We start from the raw sequence: 20,655 nt of genomic DNA, 5'->3' as shown, positions 1-20,655 counted from the left end.
AGGTAGAATCAGATGAAACTCATTGAGATAACAGAAGCTGGCGGCCCTGAAGTTCTGAAGGTAAGCCAGGGAAAAATGCCGGAATGTGGCGAGAACGATGTCCTGATCTCAGTTAAAGCGGCCGGCGTGAATCGCCCGGATATTATGCAGAGAGAGGGAAAATATCCCATGCCAGAGGGTGTTACGCCGGTTCCCGGGCTGGAAGTCGCGGGTATCGTACACACAATCGGGAAAAACGTTGTTCACTTTTCAGTTGGCGATCGCGTCTGTGCGCTCACCAATGGCGGGGGATATGCAGAATTTTGCGCCGTTCCGGCAGGTCAGGTATTGCCGGTCCCACAAAATTTAAGTTTTACAGAAGCAGCAGCGCTCCCGGAAACATTCTTTACGGTATGGGCCAATCTTTTTTCGTTGGGAAAAGTGAGAAAAGAGGATGTTGTTTTGATCCACGGTGGCGCAAGCGGCATAGGGACGACCGCGCTGGCGTTGTGTAATGCCATGAATATTAAAGCGTTCAGCACCGTCGGAAGTGACGATAAAATTCCGTTCCTGCAACAATATGGGGAAATCATTAACTACAAAACCCATGATTTTGAAGAAGAAATCCGCAGCAGAACCGACGGAAAAGGCGTTGATGTTATTCTTGATATTGTCGGCGCCGCTTATTTTAACAAGAACCTTCGCCTTCTTAAAAAGGATGGTCGGCTCGTACTGATTGGATTTATGGGGGGCAGGATGGTTAAGGAATTCGATATCCAGGAACTGATCCTTAAAAGAGCGGTGGTAACCGGTTCAACGATGAGGAGCCGGGACGCTGCTGAAAAGGAAGAAATCGCCCAACAGCTCATACAAAAAGTATGGCCTTTAATCGAAGCCGGAAAGTGTAAACCCGTCATTCACCAGACAGTTAAATTTGAGGATGTCCGTCAGGCACATACATTACTGGATGCCGGAACTCATATCGGTAAAGTTATCCTTACCCTTGAATAAGCGCAAAGGGCGGGAGCATCCCCTGTCCCGCCCTGCACAATTATACAATCCTCAGCGGGCCAGCCCCTGGTAACCGGGTTATCAGATTTGCGCCCATTAACGTTGCCGGCGTGTAGGCCCCTCCTGCAATCCGGTTCATCATCAGGTGCTCAACCACCGCTAACGACCCCATAATGGTCAGGGTATAACCATTCGGTGTACGGATACGGGCAGTTTTTTTGTCGCCACGGGCATTGATGGCCTCTCCCCACACAAAAGAGGGCGTCTGTTCACGCTTTATTTCTCCGGGGCCTTTCACCGTTCGGGATATATAAGCCTTGAGGAGCTTCTGCACCCACGCCAGTCGCAGCAATGGCCTGATGTAGTTTGCTCTCCGGGCCTGGGAAATCATGCGCGTCGACCCCGGCACAAAGACCTGAATGTCTGGAATACCTGTCGTGTAATACGCCGTGGACACGTCCCCCCAGGGGATTGTCATCGCGTCCTTCTCGCCATCGCCGAAGTCAATACGGCGAACTTCATAAGCAAGCGGCACGGTAATGATCTTCCCTCCTCGCCGAATTTTTCCGCCCTGCGCCAGCCCCTCGATCGCCGTTTTCGCCGTACCCGGAGAAAAAACAGAGCGTGAATCGAATCCCAGGTTAAGGCGGATCGCATCCGGCAGGGCCTCCTTCAGGGCGGCCGCCACGCAGTCCGTAGGAATAACGTCAAACCCGACGCCGGGGCACAATACAACACCGGCATCCCGGGCACGGGTATTCAGCAGTTGTGCCGCCTCGAACACGTCAATCTCCCCTGTAATATCAAGATAATGGGTTCGGGTTTGCAGGCAGGCCTCCATCAAAGGCGCCGCAGTGGCGGAGAACGGCCCCGCACAATTTAATACCAGAGCACACCCTTCGAGCTGTCTGAGCAGTTCAGCCGGGTTATCAAGGGCGAAGGCGTGAGCCTCAAGCCCGAGATTGCGAGCCAGAAAGTCTACCGTTTCTTGCCTGCGCCCCGCCAGAACTGGCCTGAATCCTCGCCGTACGGCCTCACGGGCAATCATTTCTCCGGTATAACCGTTCGCGCCATAGATCATCCAGCGCGGAAATTCTGGATGGGAATGTTGCTCATTCATTGCATTGACCCCTTTAATAAATAAATTGCCAGGCTTACGTCACAGCATAACCTTAAAGTTAACTTCAAGGTCAATATACCCGTCATACTTCACGTTGCATGTACATTGGTTGTGCCATAACGGTGACAGTTCAAATCTGAGCCAGGAGGCATAACGTAATGATTAAATTCACCAGCGAATGATAAAGCCAATACCATTACTTTTATTCCGCCTTATTTTTATTCGTCATTGATTGTCAGACGGCAAGATAACGATTAAAATAGTTTCTATCGCATTCACCCTTCGTTGAATCCTTCTCATTACATCTTCAGAGAAATCGTCAGTCATGATTATCAGACCAGAGCAACATTGGTTTTTTCGATTATTTGATTGGCATGGCTCGGTATTGTCAAAAATAACATTTCGGTTATTTTTAAACCTTGTCATGTCAGCTATCGCAATTATCATTTATCAATGGTATGAGCAACTGGGCATCCACTTAACCGTTGCCCCTTTTAGCCTGCTGGGGATCGCAATCGCTATCTTTCTCGGCTTTCGCAACAGCGCCAGCTACAGCCGTTTCGTTGAGGCACGGGGACTGTGGGGAACCTTACTGATTGCCGAGCGTTCCATCATCCGTCAGTTAAAAAATTTGTTGCCGAATGACGTTGAGCTACATAAAAGAATTTCAGGTTATCTGATTGCCCTTTGCTGGAGCCTGAAACATGAATTACGCAAAACCGACGCCGGATATGATATGTACCGAATTCTGCCCCGGCATATTCTTACCCAGGTCATGTTCAGCCCGATGAAAACCAACCGGATATTATTATTGATCGGCGATGAAATGGCAGCATTGCGTGAACAAGGCAAGCTGAGCGATATTACATTTGGCCTCATCGATAATAAAATAGATGAAATCGCCCACGTTATTGGCGGCTGTGAACGAATTGCAAATACCCCGGTGCCGTTTGCTTATACATTAATACTCCAGCGAACCGTTTATCTTTTTTGTACCCTTCTTCCTTTTGCGCTGGTTGGCGACCTGCATTACATGACGCCATTCGTGTCCGTTTTTATTTCCTATACCTTTTTATCCTGGGATTCCCTGGCGGAAGAACTTGAAGATCCCTTTGGCACATCGGCTAACGATTTACCGCTTAACGCGATTTGCAACACCATTGAGCGCAATCTGAAAGAGATGACCGGGCAACAGCCCCTGCCGGAGCCGCATCAGCCCGATCGCTACTTCAATCTGACCTGAGTCCATTGCCCGCTACCCACCAATGTACGACAGGTTCTGCGTAATGCCGGTGTTCCCCTGATGCAAAAAATGCGTCTGTTTTTTATGCGTCAGCGCATCGGCAATACGCATCTTAAGGGCATCCTGCTGCGTATCGTCTTGCAGCACGTCTCGTAAATCGACCCCGCCATCACCAAAAAGACATAAATGCAGTTTGCCGATGGAAGAGACGCGCAGCCGGTTGCAACTGGCGCAGAACGTTTTTTCATAGGGCATGATCAGGCCGATTTCGCCTGCAAAGTCCGGGTGGCAAAAGACCTGTGCCGGGCCATCACTGCGCTGGCGAATCTGGCGCACCCAGCCGCGTCGCAGCAGTTCATCACGCAGCACCGCGCCCGAAATATGATGGCGTTGAAACAGCTCGTTGCCCTCACCCGTTTCCATCAGTTCGATAAAGCGCAACTGAATGCGGCGAGGCTTAATCCAGGCCAGAAACGTGTCCAGTTGATGATGATTCACATCGCGCATCAGAACCGTATTCACCTTGACCTTTTCAAAACCGGCGGCAAACGCCGCATCAATACCGTTCATCACTTCCTGAAATTTATCCTGCCCGGTGATGGCATAAAACTGGCGAGCGTCCAGACTGTCCACGCTGACGTTGATGGCGGTTAATCCGGCCTCACGCCAGCGCGCGACGTCACGCGCCAGGCGATAGCCATTGGTCGTTATCGCAATCTGGCGAATCGCCGCATTTTCACGCACCGCCGCGATAATATCGATAAAGTCGCGGCGTAAGGAGGGTTCCCCGCCGGTAAGACGGACTTTTTCCGTACCCAACGCGGAGAACGCGCGGGTGACGCGGCGAACTTCATCCACCGACAAGAATGACTTGTTGCTCACGCCGCCGGGTTTGTACCCGTCCGGCAGACAGTAGGTACAACGAAAATTGCACACATCGGTAACGGACAGACGTAAATAGGTGAATTTACGCTGCCATGAGTCCATAAGCGGTTGCATAGATAACCTCGGGAGACAACGAACAGGCAGGCCACATCACGCTGATGTGGCCTGAGACAGGAAGTAAGACGTGTTAGTGGGTTTTCATCCCCGCCGCCAGCATCAGCAGCTTAAACCCGGATGCGACGACGGCCAGCGCCATAACGCTTGCCGCCCAGATGATGACCATCCAGCCCACCCTTTTCCACCAGGCGCGTGGGGCGGTATCCGCAGGTTTAGCGTGCTCTGTGTCTGATAGTGAAGCCATTAATGATACCCCTCATCAGGATTAATTTTTCCGCGAAAGACGTAGTAACTCCAGCAGGTGTACATCAGAATCACCGGGATAATCAGTAGCCCGCCCACCAGCATAAAGCCCTGGCTTTGCGGCGGTGACGCGGCCTGCCAGATAGAGATCGACGGCGGAATGATATTGGGCCAGATGCTGATGCCCAGCCCGCTGAATCCCAGGAAAATCAGTCCAAGGGTCAGCATAAACGGCCCATAGCTCGCTTTGCGGTTATAGGCGGAACGCACAATTCCCCAGCAGCAAACCAGCACTAACAGCGGGACAGGCGCAAACCAGATGATCTCTGGCAGGCTGAACCAGCGTTGAGCAATCGCCGGATGCGTCAACGGCGTCCACAGGCTGATAATGACGATGATCGCCAGCAGCAGCAGCGTCAGGATAATCGCCTTCTCCGACATGCTTCGGTGCAGCGGGCCTTCCGTTTTCATGATAAGCCAGGTGCAGCCCAGTAACGCATAGGCCACCACCAGCCCCACGCCGCAGAACAGCGGGAAAGGCGCCAGCCAGTCCATCGTCGAGCCGCTGAACGCCCGTCCGGTTACCTGCAAGCCGTTAACCAGCGTTCCCACGGCGACGCCCTGGCTGAAGGTTGCCAGCACAGAACCGCCGATAAAGGCTTTATCCCAAAGCGGACGGTGTTCCGGCGTCGCTTTAAAGCGAAATTCAAACGCCACGCCCCGGAAAATCAGCCCCAGCAGCATGGCGGTTAGCGGCACGCTGAGCGCATCGACAATCACCGCATAAGCCAACGGAAACGCGCCATATAACGCCGCGCCGCCCAGCACCATCCAGGTTTCATTGCCATCCCAGACGGGGGCCACGGTATTCATCATCATGTCGCGCTCTTTCTCGTTCTTATTGAACGGAAAAAGAATGCCGATCCCCAGATCAAAGCCGTCCATCACGATGTACATCAACGTTGCGAAGACAATGATGACGAACCAGATTATTGACAGGTCGATGCCCATTTTATTCTCCCCTGCGTGTGTTCATGGGTTCGCTCACCGCCGATAACGGACGCGCTGGCGTACCCCCCTGAGCGATATCATGCGCATGCTCGCGCACTGGCCCCTTTTTGATCAGCCGCACCAGGTAGAGGTAGCCCACCCCAAAGACGGACGAATAGACGAGGATGAACGCCAGCAGGCTGACGGACATGTGCATGTCGCCGTGTGCGGAAACAACATCACGCGTGCGCTGCAAACCGTAGACCACCCACGGCTGGCGGCCAATCTCGGTGGTAAACCAGCCCGCCAGAATAGCGATTAACCCCGATGGCCCCATGCAGAATACGAACCACAGGAAAGGACGACACTGATACAACCGGCCACGCCAGCGCAGCCACGCGCTCGCCACGCCGGTCAGGATCATCAGCATCCCCAGTCCCGCCATTATCCTGAACGACCAGAAAATGATGGTTGAGTTCGGGCGATCCTCTTTCGGGAACGACTTCAGCGCGGGCACTTGTTTGTCGAGGCTGTGCGTCAGAATCAGGCTTCCCAGATAAGGGATTTCAAGGCTGTACTTCGTTTTTTCCGCGTCCATATCCGGTACGCCAAACAGAACCAACGGCGTGGCTTCGCCTGGCGGGTTTTCCCAGTGCCCTTCAATCGCCGCAATTTTCGCCGGCTGATGTTCCAGCGTATTGAGACCGTGCGCATCGCCAATCACCGCCTGAACCGGTGCGACAAACAGCGCCATCCACAACGCCATCGAAAACATCTTTCTGATCGCGGGCGTGTCGTTTCCTTTCAGCAAATGCCAGGCCGCCGACGCGCCGACGAAGAAAGCGCTCGCCAGAAACGCCGCCGTGGACATATGCAATAAACGGTACGGGAACGACGGGTTAAAGACGATGGCCATCCAGTCCACCGGCACGACAACGCCGTTCTCAATCGCGTAACCCTGCGGCGTTTGCATCCAGCTATTGGAAGAGAGGATCCAGAACGTTGAAAACAAGGTTCCCAGCGCAACCATACAGGTCGCGAAGAAATGTAGCCCCGGCCCGACGCGCTTCCAGCCGAACAGCATCACGCCCAGAAAGCCCGCCTCAAGGAAGAATGCCGTCAGAACTTCATACGTCAGCAACGGACCGGTGATACTTCCGGCAAATTGTGAAAAGCCGCTCCAGTTAGTCCCGAACTGGTAAGCCATGACCAGGCCTGAGACCACCCCCATCCCAAAATTGACGGCAAAGATCTTTGACCAAAAATGATAAAGGTCGCGATACGTTTCATTTTTGGTTTTGAGCCATAGCCCTTCAAGGACGGCGAGAAAACTTGCCAGGCCAATTGTTATTGCGGGAAAAAGAATGTGAAAAGATACGGTAAAGGCAAATTGTATCCTCGCAAGGTGAAAAGCATCTATTCCAAACATAATTCCCCCCACGGAGTCGACATTGACTGATTTATTTTGTACAACGCTTTCATTTCCAGCCTTTTTCTTTGATTAATAGCGATTTTCTGAATATTTCAGAGCAGGTGAATCTAATAATTTTCGGCGTGTTTAATTAGTCTCAAACAATTATTCAAAAAGTTCAAATAGGTTAAATTTAATAAGTGATAGATAACATTTATTATGATAATGATAAAATCCTGTTATAATTTCTTTAAATCGACAGCGCAGACGCCGCATAATCCGGGCAAACCCCGCGAATTAACTGGGTTCCACCATCTGTTATATAAAGTTTTATATAACGAATAATAAAAGATGTTGCTGTTATCTCCCGGATAGAGACAACTGTTTGTATTTATTAACCATCACCATTACCCATTTTTTAAATAAGGTTAATGGCTTTTCAAATGGATATTTGTCCGGCTGGCTTTTATTTATATAACGCGCAGCCGCTAAACGTAATTGTTAAATACACTGGAATAACCCTACCTGTTATGTAGCTATTTCAGGATGCCAATGTGACCAGAATAGTCAGGAGTTCATATGAATAAGAAAAGACGTTCAGTTCCCGGAGTCAGACACTATGACGGTCCTGCTGGCGGCTGGGGCGCGTTAAAAGCAACGGCCATTGCCGTTCGTACACAAATGGACGCGCTTGAAGCACCCGTTACCCTGTTACGCACAAATCAGCCAGACGGCTTTGACTGCCCGGGATGCGCATGGCCGGATAAAGAACATAAATCAACGTTTCAGTTTTGCGAAAACGGTGCGAAGGCCGTCACGTGGGAAGCGACAAGCAAGCGCGTCACACCGGCGTTTCTGGCCAAAAATACCGTCAGCGCGCTGCTGAAGAAAACAGATTTCGAACTTGAAGGGTATGGTCGCCTGACTCATCCGCTGGCCTATCACAAAGAAAGCGACACATTTCGCCCTGTCGAATGGGAACAGGCCTTTGCCCGCATCGGCGAAGTGCTTCGCGGCCTCTCCCCTGAACAGGTGGAATTTTACACGTCCGGTCGCGCCTCCAACGAAGCAGCATATCTGTTCCAGCTTTTTGCGCGCGAATACGGCAGCAACAATTTTCCCGACTGTTCCAATATGTGCCACGAAGCCACCAGCGTAGGCCTGCCGCGCTCAATTGGCATCGGTAAAGGAACCGTATCGCTGGATGATTTTGAAAAGACGGAACTGGTGATCGCTATCGGCCATAACCCAGGGACAAACCATCCCCGCATGATGGGGACGCTGCACGAGCTTGCGCGCCGCGACGTGCCGATTATCGTCTTTAACCCGCTGCGAGAAAGAGCGCTGGAACGCTTTGCCGACCCGCAGAGCATCATCGAAATGGCGACCTACAGCTCAACCGACATCGCCTCAACCTATTTCCAGGTCAGGGCTGGCGGTGATGCCGCCGCGCTGAAAGGCATTGCCAAACATGTGTTGCAGCTGGAAGCCGAGCGTGGCGATGTTCTGGATCGCGAGTTTATCGCCGCCCATACGCTGGGCTTTGACGATTTTGCCGCAGATATTGCTGCAACCTCCTGGGAATCCATTGAGCGCGAATCAGGTTTAAACCGTGAGCAACTGGAAAAAGTCGCGGAAGCCTACGCCAGGTCCAACGCCACCATCATCACCTACGGCATGGGCATTACCCAGCATAACAAAGGGACGGCGAACGTGCGTCTGATTGCCGACCTGCTGTTAATGCGCGGCAATATTGGCAAACCCGGCGCAGGTATTTGCCCGCTTCGCGGACACTCCAACGTTCAGGGGAACCGCACCGTCGGCATTACCGAGAAACCGGCGCCAGAATTCCTCGAACGGTTAAGCGACGTTTTCGGGTTTGTTCCCCCGTCGAAACACGGACACGACGCCGTACAGGCGACGCAGGCCATGATCGACGGGCGCGCCAGGGCGCTGATCTGCCTGGGCGGTAACTTTGCCGTGGCAATGCCCGATCACGAACAGGGGTTCCCGGCAATGCACGGGCTGGACTTGAGCGTCCACATCGGCACCAAACTGAACCGAACGCATCTGCTGGTCGGGAAAGAGACGTTCATCTTCCCCTGCCTCGGGCGCACCGAACTGGATATTCAGCGTACCGGCAGACAATCCATCACGGTAGAAGATTCTATGTCGATGGTGCATGCCTCCTCCGGCAAACTGAAACCGGCGTCGCCGTTATTGCGTTCGGAACCAGCCATTATTGCCGGAATGGCGAAAGCCACGCTGACAAACAGCAAAATCGGCTGGATGGAGCTGGTTGCTGATTACGATCTCATCCGCGAACTGATTGAACAAACCATTCCCGGTTTCGACAATTACAACGATCGTATCCGGGTGCCTGGCGGTTTCCGTATGCCACTGCCGCCGACCGAACGCGTCTGGCCGACATCGACGGGCAAAGCTATGTTCTCCGTATTCCACGGCGTTAACGAGAACGTGACCGGCGAAGGTGAAAATACGCTGCGTCTGATTACCCTGCGAAGTCACGATCAGTACAACACCACCATTTACGCGATGGACGATCGTTATCGCGGCGTATTTGGCCGTCGTGACATTATCTTTATGAACGAAGGCGATATGGAGCAGTTAGGGCTCGAACATGGCGATCGCGTCGATATCCGAACGGCCCTGCCTGACAGCGATCTCTGCCTGGAAGATATCACCGTCGTGGCCTACAGCATTGCGGCAGGTTCTGTCGGCGCCTATTATCCTGAGGCCAATGTTCTGGTTCCGCTCAATTATATTGATAAAGAGAGCGGTACGCCTTCTTATAAATCCGTACCGGTAAATATCACCTTGCGCTCAAAAGAAATTCGCGCGCTGTAAAATTCGCCCCTTATTCATGACGTTCTGCTGAATAAGGGGATTTATTTTTCAGCCACTGACGCGCAGAAACGGTATTGTTACGCCGCAATTCGGTTACAAAATTTATACATTCATGCAATAATGTGAACCCATGTCGTAGCGCAAACGGCTGCCGGAGCCTCTTCTTTGCCCCCAACAGACCGTCTGCCGAAGAGATGAATGATGGACATAAAACAACTCAAATATTTAATCGCGCTGGATCAGACCCGTCACTTTGGTAAGGCCGCATCGCAGTGTAATATCACGCAACCCACCCTCTCCATGCGCATTCGCAATCTGGAGGAGGAGCTTGGTCTGGTGCTTATCGTTCGCGGGCAACGCTTTGAAGGCTTTACCCCGGAAGGCGAACGTATTCTGGCATGGGCAAAATCCCTACTGGCCGCGCACGATGGCTTACAGGCCGAGGCCGCGCTCTGCAAAGGACAGGTTGTCGGCGTGCTCCGTCTGGGTATGGTGCCGCTCGCCAGCGTCGATCCTATGCTGTTTATTCGCGAATTAACCCCCAAATACCCGGAACTGCAATTTAGTCTCTATTCCATGACCTCGGAGCAAATTGCCGAAGGCGTAAACAGCAACCAGTTGGAGCTGGGAATATGTTATCTGAATAACATTGATGTCAGTCCGTTTGATGTTATCCCGTTAGCGAAAACCCGGATGGGTCTGCTGCACGACACGCGCCATTTCAAAATAGAAAATGAGAGCCTCTCCTGGAACGATCTCATTAATTTCCCGCTGGGTTTTCTGACCAAAGGTATGCATTACAGAGAGCACATGGATATGAGTTTTAAATCAGCCGGAATCTCGCCTAAGCATATTTTCGAAAGCGATTCGACATTCCAGATTATTCAGGCCGTACAGCGTGGCATATGTTGCGCCATTATGCCGCTCAATAATGGGCTGGAGAATTTAAACAGTAATTTTCATATTACGCCGATCGTCAATTCCAACATTGAAGCCCCTGTCGGCCTGATCATGCGTAAGCAAGCGCCGGTTTCCTCGCTCGCGCTGCGCTGCTTTACGGACGCGCGCGACATCTACGCCGCCCACAACCCACAGCATTCGTAATACCCGCAATCCGCGCCTTTGCGTGGATTGCTTACACAAGCCATCCATCTTCATCATTGCAGGATTCGCACATGCCGTTTCTGTGCCGGTTTTTTTCCTTTACGGCATTTAAAAACAGTAATAATTCACGATCGGTTCTTAAGCGGAATTTCGTCATTAACGCGTTTCGATGCGCCAGCACCGTTTTCTGACCGATCGCCATTTTGTAAGCAATCTGCTTTGACGTCATCCCCGCATAAAGAAAGGCAGCGAGCTGGTTTTGTTGCCCGGTAAGCGTCTTATGCGGGCAATACCCGCAGTGGTGTACGGCATGGGGCGTTTTTGCCTGCTGTAAAGAAAACCAATGCTGCTTAATCACTTTACTGATCTTACTGACGCTTGCATTGAGCGGAATAAACACGATGTTTCCTATACAGGAGGGAATTTCTCCTCGCGCGGGAATATGTTTTTTATCCACCAGGCCAATCATCAGGCGTGGCGCACGAAATCGCATTTCAGCATGACAAATATACTGTTCACCGGGGTGCAGAATCAGAATTAAGATATCGGCACAGGCGGCGTTTGCGTAGTCATAGTCGTTAAAGGTGAGCGTGGTCCGATTCAGGTTCGGTGGAAATATTTCGCACAATAACGCGCGCAATCCGTATTGATAAAAACGATCCTGACATCTGATGACAATATTCATGTATACGCGGCTCCGGGTAATAATTACTGATAGCTCAATGAAACCGTCACAACCGAATCAATGGTTCCCGGTGAGACCTGCCCTTGTTCACTGTAGAGCCGGGCGCGTAAATTCCAGGTGTAACGCTGTGCGACAATTTCACTGGTCAGAACCTGACCGTCGCCCAGCGGTCGGCCGTCCGCCGCCTGCAACTGTATCGCGACAGGGGTAGCGGTTCCCAGATTGCGATACATATCATCGCGATGCATGTCATCAGCGTTGCCGTTAAACTGAATCATCACGCCGGTTGTGCCTTCCGGGCAATGTTCAATGCTGAAATCAAAACTGACCCACGGCGTCGTTGACCCTGCGGTATACATTGATGAGGCCGTTACCGGACTCCCCGCCGTTAAATCAACGGTTTTAGTGATGCTGTCGCTGCTCACCTGACACGGCGCGGCTTTCACATTCCCTTTGATGTTTAATGCGATCGGATCGCCCTGACCCCATACCTGACCAGTAAGCAGCATCAGGGCCAGCAGCCAGCGTTTTCTTCCAGGCATACTTTTTCCTTGGGTTATTGGTAGGTAATATTCAACGTGGCGGTGGCATTCGCGCTGCCCGGCTTCACCTGGCTTTTGGTCTGGTAATAACGCGCCACCAGCGGAAATGTCTCCTGCCCGCCTGCGGATTTTTTCAGTACGATGCGGTTATTCAGTTGCAGCGGCACATCGTTATAAACTATCTGGACTCCCACGCCGCCTGCCGTTTCGGGGCTACCCTGCCCGGTCAGCGCCAGAACGCTGGCGTCAGCCGGCGCATCAGGGTTTTGCGTTCCCGCCAGTTCAACATTGATATTCGCCCCCGGATCGCAGTTCAGCCCCAGATTTTGCGTATCGCTGTGCGACAGCACGGCTCCGGGCTGGCCGGTGAACTCAGCGGCATTAATATCACCGAGCTGAAAATTAAGAATCTGGCTGGAAAACGAACATGCGAGCGCCGTCACCTGGGTATCGGCGCCCATTGAAATCTGCATAAAAGAATGATCCGGCGTACCAAACCATCCCTGTGCAATCACTCCCGGCGTCAAATATCCCGATTGGATCGTTGCTGTTTTAATCAGCATCACGTCATAGTTACCGAGGTTATAGATATAGCTGGCGCCATTTGACGGCAGCACAAAATCCCCTGCGGGAATGGATAGCCTGATTCCCACCCCCTTCAGATTGGTGTTGTAAACATGATTTATCGGCGAAGGCGTCGCTGACAGGTAATTGATCGCATAAGCGCCGTTGCAATAGACGGCACCGCCAGGCGCCGTGACCAACAGTTTGGCATACCCGGAGACCCTGGCGCGGGCGATTTCTGCCCCTACCGGCGCATCTCGCTGCACGACAATATTCCCCATTGAGACGGTATTAAATAATGTCGTATTAACGGTACAGTCATCGGCAACGCTGAACCCTGAAAAAAGCATCAGTAAACTGAATAAGAGATAAGTTCGTTTCATTGTCAGATTCTCACGAGAGGTCAGCCCACTTAGCGGCAAAGAGAGCCGGTCACGCTAACGCCGCTGTAGTTCTCGGCTGCGGTTAATGAATAATTTGCCGTGCAGCGCTGCTCGCCGTCACGTCCCCAGACCACATTCAGCGTCCCTTCCGGCGGCATGCCGCTTAAATAGACCTGCCCCTCGTCACCAACAATAAATTGTTGTTCTTGCGCGCCTTTTAACGTCACCATCGCCCCAAATGGCACCGTCGAACCGTGGGGTCTGGTCAACGTCAACAGCACGCGCAGCCCAACATTAGCGACATAGTCCGCCCTCACGACCGCGCCACGGGTCGGCACAACGGTTTTGTTGGTGAGCGCCAGTTCAACATCGTCCGCAACGGATGCCGTATCCAGGCCGATATCATTTTTGCGATACGGTGAAACATTGGCGGAAACGGTGTAGCCACGAAAATCAGTTCGTACGCCGCTCTGGTTTTTAATCCCGACCCCCGATGCGCCAGGCGCGCCAATCAGCACGTTGGTTTCCCCCAAAGGCTGAGAGAACGTTACGCCATCGGCATATGCCAGCACGCCCCCCGCGAGAGCGTAATTCACGCGCTGCGAGTGGCGATCGTAACGATACCCCCCGCTAACATCGGCGTAAGTACCCTTATAATCCGCGCTCAGACTACCGGTATACCCTACGTCATCCGTGCCGTAACCTTGCTGAATATTCCAGTTCAGCGCGTTGCCAGCCAGCGCCGTTCCACTCAGCCCTGCGCTATGAGTCGCGCCCTTCCCGCTGCTGGCATTCATGCCATAACTGGCCCAGGTATTGCTCATAAAGCGATCCAGCAGAATGCTGATATTCAGCGCCAGCTGTTGGTCTTTATCATAACGATCGCCGCTGCCGTTTTTACTCAGCGTCCAGGCGACGCTATAGCTCACGCCGTTCCAGGCATTGTGATACCCCACGCTCCACGACTGCATCGGTTTTCCGGTATGCCAGTAGTCCTCCTGTACCGCGCTTAACGCCAACGATCCGCCGCCTGAGCCCAGGGACTGGTTGACGTTGGCTTCCATACGGTTACGTCGTTTCGTTATCTGCCCGGAACTACCGCCATACGTATCGAAAGTGTCCTGCATACCGTAGTAACCGCGCGTTGAATATCGGTAACCCGCAATCGAAAAGTTTGTTCCTGTCGCGACGCTATTTTTGCTATAGCGCACACGCCAGGATTGCCCCTGAGTCTTGCTGCCATCAGCGGGTTGCGCCCATGACTGGATTACGTCGGCAGAAAGCGCGCCAATCGTTCCCAGATTTTTACCGACGCCGGACGCTATAGCCCGATAGTTACGGGAAGTCTGGACGCCGCCATAAAGCGTGAAACCGCCCGGCAAACCATAAATCGCGGTTCCCTGGCCGAAATCGGTTTGTTCCACACGACTGTCGCTGGAGCGATAGCGCCCGCCGGTTAACGCATATTTGAACCGGCCTTCACGCTGTAACACCGGTAATGATGCGAACGGGACGGTGAAGTGCTGCTCACTGCCATCCGCCTCTTTAACCGTGACCTCCAGATCGCCGGCGCCTCCCGTGGGGAACATGTCGGTAATGTCAAACGCGCCAGGGGCCACGTAACTTTGGTAGATTTGGTAGCCATTTTGCCGGATGACGATCTGCGCATTGGTGCGGGCAATACCGCGCACCACGGGCGCATATCCCTTCAGCGAATCGGGCAGCATGTCGTCATCTGACGCAAGCTGGCCGCCACGAAACGGTATACTGTCAAAAACATCCGCAGGAGAGGCGCTGTCTCCCAGCACCAGTTGCGCTTTCAGCGGGACGATATTGCGCTGGACATAGGTATAAATCGAATCCCAGTCCTCATCGCCCTGACCGCTGCGCCGCCAGGTGGTGTAATTGCGCAAACGCCACGGGCCGATATTTATTCCGGGGCGTAAATTAGCGTACTGGCTATTACTGTTATCACCGCTCAGACTGTAGTTAAGCATCGCGGCGGTAATGCCCTCATCCCAGAGTTCCGGCGCGACATCCCCCCGCGCTCTGGCAGATAACGCCGCCTGCGGAATACTTAACAACAGCTTTTGCGTCGAAAACTGGAACTCACTTGAAGCCTGTGGAATAGCGGACAAATCGGCGCAATCCCCTTTGCCCTGCACACCCGGATACTGCGCGATGTTAACGCCATAGCGTTGCAACATTTCCCCCGACAGGCAGGGCTCAAGCACATCCTCACCAGAAGGCGTTGGTGTTTTATTGAATGCGATATCCTGCGTGTCCAGAAACTGCCCGTTGAGGATAATATCGACATGGTAAGTGCCCTGTGCCTGCCCTCCCATTTCAAAACCAGAAAGATCGATATTCTCGCTACCGGATGGTATATGCTCCAGTAGCGCCGGATTAAAGTAATCCCGACCCAGAACCTCATTCAGCACGCTGAATATTCCCAGGGAGATAAACAATACAAGCCTGGCCGGATACGGATTAATTATATATTTGGCTATCATCATTAACGTAATTCCGACCCGTCGCTACTTAAACAGAACCGCTGTACTCCTCGCTGATTCCACCGTAATCATTAATAATCCTGAATTTCACGCTTCCGCCATTTCCGCCCGAAGGCAGTGCAAAACGGGCGGTACTCCCCGGCGCCACAAACGTTACATTGTCAACTTTCTTACCGGATACGTTAATTTCATTGAAATTAACGTAATAAGGCGTGGGGTTATTTACCTGAATAAACGCCCCGCTCCGGCTCCAGCTTAACTTTCCGAGCTGCGCTTCAGGCGTTGACTTGCTTAGCAACGCAGGCCGATAAATCAGTTTTATTCGTGTTTTAACCGCAATCTGTAACGTATTATCCTTACGTTGGGCCGACGGTATCGATTTAATATTCAGCCAAAACAGGGACTCTTTATCCTCAGGCAGATTTCCCGCCCGAATAATACGCATTACGTTTTGCTGCCCGTTATCAAGTCGGTAAAGCGGCGGTGTAATAATAAAAGGGGCTTTGCCCTTACCGTCATTTTGCGTTTCGATCCACGACTGAATTAAATACGGAATATTATCGGGATTACTGACGCTTAATGACGCTTCTTTTTTACCGCCATCGTAAATAACCCGTGTTCCGCCAATGGAAACACCAGCATTCACACTGGAAACGCCGATAACAAACAGCGCCAACGCGGTGGCGCAAACACGTAATACTTTCATGGTAAACCTCTGAGAGGGCCGGTTATCGGCCCCCCAACAACATATGCTCGTCAGTTATAGTTAACGGTGAAGTTTGCTACGGCGTTCACGACGCCCGGCACAACAGGCACGCTGGTGGCGACATAGGCGGCGTAGAAATCCAGTTGGTTGTCAACCATATCTAACAGTGAATAGGAATAGCCATTGATCTGATTAAGGCCTAAAGGCGATCTGTCTGCCGTCATCAGTCGAATGGCCACCCCGCTTGCCGAACCGGGATCGGCGGAAAGCGCCAACAGATCGGTATTACCCGAATGATTAACGCCATCAAATTTCACCCGCGCGGACGTGACGGAAGAGGGGCAGTTAATCAGACGCAAGGTAAATTTGGTCGTTGACGCTTCATCCCCTGCGTTGGTAAACGCTGTTTTATAGACACTTCCCATATCAACGGTCATTGTATTATTGGCGCCAATATCTACGGTACAGGCGGTATCAAGAACCTGACCCACAAATTTGACCGTGCCGTCATACGCTATCGCATGTGATATTGACAAAATGGCCGCAGCGGAAAGCGCCATTGCTATCATATTTTTTTTCATCATCGCTATCCTTAACACCTGTTTATTTATCGCGTTACGACATAATGTCCATACATTTTCTGCTCTGGAAATGGGCTGTCGGGAAACGCTTATTTTTAGCTATCATCGTAAAGACAAGGAGATAAATAACATGCGATTTCCCCTTCATCATTCGGGCCGCATCACGTCAGCGGTTTGAATCCTGAATCAAGGCGCGATGTCAATTAAGTTCTCCTTAATTTAAATTTTCATATAAATGCACATATTTGCTCAAGTGATTTTTTGGTGTAATTTTACACCTTGTTCTGGATTCACTTATTTTTAGTCTGTCACCATAATTATTAGCTCAAGCAAGACGTTACGCTATTACAGAGACTATTATATGGGAGGACAGATCATGCCTGAAACCAAAATAGCTATTGAATCAAGTATGTATAAGGCTCTGCCTCTGAAGCCAATTGAACATGTAGAAAAACTGATTGCGCACCTGAAGCCACACGCAAACACACGAGAAACAAAATGCAGACAAATTATTAACAACGAAAATAATAGACCACATCAATGTTATTTATTGCTGAAGGGAACCATTGGGGTTTTCAGAGCACGGGACGGCTTCATGCTTAACTCAGAAGTCGCCCCCTTTATTTTTGGCCTCAGCAATCAACTGGTTGATGCTGAATATTTGCTGATGCGCAGTGAGGAGTGCTCTGAGATCGCCTTTATTCCACTGGAGAAAGTTAACGACGTTATAGCAAATGAGAATCTTTGGGAAAGTCTGGCGAAGGTGCTTATCTACACCGCCGGTCGGGTGTACGACCACTGTACGCGCATTTCAGCGCCGACATCCTATGATATTATTCGCGCTCAGTTGTATGAATTAATGCGCGAGTCTAATGAATTCAGGCAAAATATAACTGCCGCAAATTATATTCAGTCAAGAACATTTCTGTCGCGCAGCAGCGTGATGAAGATACTGGCCGATTTAAAAAAAGGCGGCTACATCGTGACCGATCGTGGTGTTCTGAAGCAAATTCAGCAGAATATTCCCCTGAAATACTAGCTATGCTCAACACGCATTAACGCAGAGCCACTAAAATAGAATGACAATGACAGTGACCGGATAACACCTACCATGCCCCTGGATTCTTCCTTTAATCAACTGAAGCAGCCTTCGCCCTATGCAATTGCGCTGCTCAACGCACTCACGTCAGAACAGGATTTCAAACGGTATCCTCGCGGAAGTCGCTTTGTCTTCGTCCAGGGGGGCGAGCACCAGTGCCTGTTTTTCCGCACGGGCGTCGTAAGCATTGAGAACATCGAAAATAGTCTGTTGCTGGGGATAGCTTCTGCCCCGGTCTCCCTGGGGTTCACCAGCGCCCTGTCGGATAAACTGCTGATTCGCGCGCTCGAAGAGTGCGAAGCGGCGACAATTCCCCTGGATGACGTGATGGAAACCATTGAGCGCAAGCACCTGTGGGAGATCATGGCAAAGCATATGATCATCGTCACCAATAAATTGTTTATCCAGAATGAAATGGCGACAGCGCCGACCGCTTACGATCTGCTGTGCTACCAGTTGCAGGCGCTAAGCCAGGAGCCGGAAAGCATCCGCTCTCAGATGGCGGCCTACCAGTATATTCTTGAACGTACCCGCCTTTCGCGCAGCAGCGTGATGAAAATGCTGTCAGCGCTGAAAAAAGGCGGCTATATCGAACTGGAACAGGGCAAATTAATCGCAATTAATCACCTCCCTTCTCGTTTCTAACCCCCCGTTTTTTACGCTTAAAGCGGCGGCATTCGTTGGTCGGGATCGCAATTCTGACGATTACCTCGCCTTTGCGTTCCATAATGAAACATGATTAAGCATAAATGTTCCGTTGATGAAACATGTTATGGCCGAATTTTCTTTTCCGCTCACTGTTGCACAATAAGGTTATCGGCAGTGAGTGGTAGCCGTGTCATGGTACACAACCGATACCCCTACAGCAGAAGATGCGGAGCAAAATAATGAAAAAGCTGATTAACCGTGTAGAAGAGGTACTGAACGAACAACTCGCTGGTCTGGCAAAAGCGTACCCGACGCTGACGCTGCATCAGGACCCGGTTTACGTTACCCGGTCAGATGCGCCAGTGGCAGGAAAAGTGGCGCTGCTTTCCGGCGGCGGCAGCGGGCATGAACCCATGCACTGCGGCTATATTGGGCCAGGCATGCTCTCCGGCGCCTGCCCGGGCGAAATTTTCACCTCACCGACGCCAGACAAAATGTTTGAGTGCGCCATGCACATTGACGGCGGCGAAGGCGTCTTACTGATCATTAAGAATTACACCGGCGACATCCTGAATTTTGAAACCGCCACGGAGCTGCTGCACGACAGCGGCGTAAAAGTCACCACCGTTGTGGTAGATGATGATGTAGCGGTCAAAGACAGCCTTTATACCGCCGGTCGTCGCGGCGTCGCCAATACGGTATTAATTGAAAAACTGGTGGGCGCGGCCGCAGAACGCGGTGACACGCTGGAAGCCTGCGCGGAGCTTGGCCGTAAGCTGAATAATCAGGGGCATTCAATCGGCATCGCGCTCAATGCCTGTACCGTGCCTGCGGCGGGCAAACCGTCCTTCACATTGCAGGATAACGAAATGGAGTTTGGCGTGGGAATTCACGGCGAACCCGGCATTGACCGTCGCCCCTTCTCTTCTCTCGATCAAACTGTCGATGAAATGTTTGACACGCTACTGGAAAACGGCGCATACAGCCGCACGCTGCGTCACTGGGATCATCATCAGGGAAGCTGGCAGGAAGATAAGCAAAGCAAACAGCCGTTGCAGCGTGGCGATCGCGTCATTGCGCTGGTCAACAATCTCGGCGCCACGCCGCTGTCTGAACTGTTCGGCGTCTATAACCGGCTTGAAAGCCGCTGTCAGGAAACCGGCATTACCATTGAACGCAACCTGATCGGCTCTTACTGTACCTCTCTGGATATGACCGGCTTTTCCATCACCCTGCTAAAAGTGGACGATGAAACGCTCGCGCTCTGGGACGCGCCGGTTCACACGCCTGCGCTCAACTGGGGCAAATAAGGAGATTATGTATGTCACTCAACAGAACACACATTGTTAACTGGCTCTACCGCTGCGGTGAGATTTTCACCAAAGAGAGTGATTATCTGACGGGTCTGGACAGAGAGATTGGCGACGCCGACCACGGGCTGAATATGCATCGCGGCTTCAGTAAAGTCGTCGAAAAATTACCCGCGATTGCGGATAAAGACATCGGCTTCATCCTGAAGAACACAGGGATGGTGCTGCTCTCCAGCGTCGGCGGCGCCAGCGGCCCGCTGTTCGGCACGTTCTTCATTCGCGCCGCCCAGGTGACACAGGCACACCAGAGCCTGACGCTCGACGAGCTGTACCAGATGATGCGGGAAGGCGCGGAAGGCGTGACCAGCCGAGGTAAAGCAGAGCCTGGCGATAAAACCATGTGTGACGTCTGGGGGCCGGTTGTGGAGTCGCTGCGCCAGTCATGCGAACAGCACCTGTCGGTGCAGGCGGCGCTGGATGCCGCCAGCGCCCAGGCCGAAGCGGCGGCGCAGAGCACCATCACCATGCAGGCCCGCAAAGGGCGCGCCAGCTATCTTGGCGAGCGCAGCATCGGCCATCAGGACCCGGGCGCAACCTCCGTGATGTTCATGATGCAAATGCTGGCGGCAGCGGCAAAAGAGTAAGGATAACGC

At 52.1% G+C, this 20,655-nt stretch carries 19 protein-coding genes; 8 read left to right on the top strand and 11 right to left on the bottom strand.

Annotation, left to right across the window (positions count from 1 at the left end):
• Window positions 1-12 precede the first annotated feature (12 nt).
• A complete protein-coding gene (locus tag OGV67_RS09350; protein ID WP_115614273.1) occupies window positions 13-990 on the top strand; it encodes an NAD(P)H-quinone oxidoreductase in 978 nt (325 codons plus the stop codon).
• 40 nt (window positions 991-1,030) lie between these two features.
• Here OGV67_RS09350 and OGV67_RS09345 read toward each other — a convergent pair whose 3' ends face one another.
• Window positions 1,031-2,110 carry a saccharopine dehydrogenase family protein gene (locus OGV67_RS09345; protein WP_115614272.1) on the bottom strand — a complete coding sequence of 360 codons (1,080 nt, stop codon included), beginning with the start codon at window positions 2,108-2,110 and terminating at the stop codon, window positions 1,031-1,033.
• Between the two features lie 325 nt (window positions 2,111-2,435).
• Here OGV67_RS09345 and OGV67_RS09340 point away from each other — a divergent pair, with 325 nt between their 5' ends.
• Window positions 2,436-3,353: a bestrophin family protein gene (locus OGV67_RS09340; protein WP_024130281.1), complete on the top strand. Its 918-nt coding sequence runs from the start codon at window positions 2,436-2,438 to the stop codon at window positions 3,351-3,353.
• 12 nt (window positions 3,354-3,365) lie between these two features.
• On the opposite strand, the gene moaA is transcribed toward OGV67_RS09340, so the two are convergent.
• The 4 genes from moaA to OGV67_RS09320 form a co-directional block, all read right to left on the bottom strand.
• A complete protein-coding gene (gene moaA, locus OGV67_RS09335) occupies window positions 3,366-4,352 on the bottom strand; it encodes a GTP 3',8-cyclase MoaA (RefSeq protein ID WP_115614271.1) in 987 nt (328 codons plus the stop codon).
• A 73-nt stretch (window positions 4,353-4,425) separates the two neighbouring features.
• Window positions 4,426-4,599 (bottom strand): DUF2474 domain-containing protein, encoded by a 174-nt coding sequence (locus OGV67_RS09330; RefSeq protein WP_072271878.1) that lies wholly within the window; start codon window positions 4,597-4,599, stop codon window positions 4,426-4,428.
• Window positions 4,599-5,609, bottom strand: coding sequence for a cytochrome d ubiquinol oxidase subunit II (gene cydB, locus OGV67_RS09325; protein ID WP_047463333.1), 1,011 nt, complete (start codon window positions 5,607-5,609; stop codon window positions 4,599-4,601). Before cydB ends, OGV67_RS09330 begins: the two co-directional genes overlap by 1 nt.
• A 1-nt stretch (window position 5,610) precedes the next feature.
• A complete protein-coding gene (locus tag OGV67_RS09320) occupies window positions 5,611-7,017 on the bottom strand; it encodes a cytochrome ubiquinol oxidase subunit I (RefSeq protein ID WP_286465431.1) in 1,407 nt (468 codons plus the stop codon).
• 561 nt (window positions 7,018-7,578) lie between these two features.
• Here OGV67_RS09320 and OGV67_RS09315 point away from each other — a divergent pair.
• Together OGV67_RS09315 and OGV67_RS09310 are read left to right on the top strand one after the other, a co-directional pair.
• Window positions 7,579-9,867, top strand: a complete 2,289-nt coding sequence (locus OGV67_RS09315) for an FdhF/YdeP family oxidoreductase (protein ID WP_012132117.1) — start codon at window positions 7,579-7,581, stop codon at window positions 9,865-9,867.
• Window positions 9,868-10,068: 201 nt separating this feature from the next.
• A complete protein-coding gene (locus tag OGV67_RS09310; protein WP_199976318.1) occupies window positions 10,069-10,971 on the top strand; it encodes a LysR family transcriptional regulator in 903 nt (300 codons plus the stop codon).
• Window positions 10,972-11,002: 31 nt separating this feature from the next.
• Here OGV67_RS09310 and OGV67_RS09305 read toward each other — a convergent pair whose 3' ends face one another.
• The 6 genes from OGV67_RS09305 to OGV67_RS09280 form a co-directional block, all read right to left on the bottom strand.
• Complete coding sequence (locus OGV67_RS09305) at window positions 11,003-11,428, bottom strand: helix-turn-helix domain-containing protein (protein ID WP_181899676.1); 426 nt, start codon at window positions 11,426-11,428, stop codon at window positions 11,003-11,005.
• 251 nt (window positions 11,429-11,679) lie between these two features.
• Entirely contained in the window at window positions 11,680-12,198 is a 519-nt protein-coding gene (locus tag OGV67_RS09300; protein WP_049008900.1) for a fimbrial protein, read from the bottom strand.
• A gap of 14 nt (window positions 12,199-12,212) precedes the next feature.
• Window positions 12,213-13,145: a fimbrial protein gene (locus tag OGV67_RS09295; protein ID WP_115614269.1), complete on the bottom strand. Its 933-nt coding sequence runs from the start codon at window positions 13,143-13,145 to the stop codon at window positions 12,213-12,215.
• A 29-nt stretch (window positions 13,146-13,174) separates the two neighbouring features.
• Window positions 13,175-15,661: a fimbria/pilus outer membrane usher protein gene (locus OGV67_RS09290; RefSeq protein ID WP_200003609.1), complete on the bottom strand. Its 2,487-nt coding sequence runs from the start codon at window positions 15,659-15,661 to the stop codon at window positions 13,175-13,177.
• A 25-nt stretch (window positions 15,662-15,686) separates the two neighbouring features.
• Window positions 15,687-16,364 carry a fimbrial biogenesis chaperone gene (locus tag OGV67_RS09285; protein ID WP_115614268.1) on the bottom strand — a complete coding sequence of 226 codons (678 nt, stop codon included), beginning with the start codon at window positions 16,362-16,364 and terminating at the stop codon, window positions 15,687-15,689.
• A 50-nt stretch (window positions 16,365-16,414) separates the two neighbouring features.
• Entirely contained in the window at window positions 16,415-16,945 is a 531-nt protein-coding gene (locus tag OGV67_RS09280) for a fimbrial protein (RefSeq protein ID WP_165383403.1), read from the bottom strand.
• Window positions 16,946-17,321: 376 nt separating this feature from the next.
• Between OGV67_RS09280 and OGV67_RS09275 the strand changes: the two genes are divergently transcribed.
• From OGV67_RS09275 to dhaL, 4 genes are all read left to right on the top strand, one after another.
• Window positions 17,322-17,984: a winged helix-turn-helix transcriptional regulator gene (locus OGV67_RS09275; protein WP_024130277.1), complete on the top strand. Its 663-nt coding sequence runs from the start codon at window positions 17,322-17,324 to the stop codon at window positions 17,982-17,984.
• 72 nt (window positions 17,985-18,056) lie between these two features.
• Entirely contained in the window at window positions 18,057-18,689 is a 633-nt protein-coding gene (locus OGV67_RS09270) for a winged helix-turn-helix transcriptional regulator (protein ID WP_012132105.1), read from the top strand.
• A 242-nt stretch (window positions 18,690-18,931) separates the two neighbouring features.
• Window positions 18,932-20,002, top strand: coding sequence for a dihydroxyacetone kinase subunit DhaK (gene dhaK, locus OGV67_RS09265; RefSeq protein WP_047463312.1), 1,071 nt, complete (start codon window positions 18,932-18,934; stop codon window positions 20,000-20,002).
• A gap of 11 nt (window positions 20,003-20,013) precedes the next feature.
• Window positions 20,014-20,646 (top strand): dihydroxyacetone kinase subunit DhaL, encoded by a 633-nt coding sequence (gene dhaL / locus OGV67_RS09260; protein ID WP_012132103.1) that lies wholly within the window; start codon window positions 20,014-20,016, stop codon window positions 20,644-20,646.
• Window positions 20,647-20,655 lie beyond the last annotated feature (9 nt).

It is taken from the genome of Citrobacter sp. CK188, from assembly GCF_030333525.1.
Classification (GTDB): Bacteria; Pseudomonadota; Gammaproteobacteria; order Enterobacterales; family Enterobacteriaceae; genus Citrobacter_B; species Citrobacter_B koseri.
Note: the sequence above shows the minus strand (reverse complement) of the source record. Positions and strands in the feature narration are given on the sequence as shown.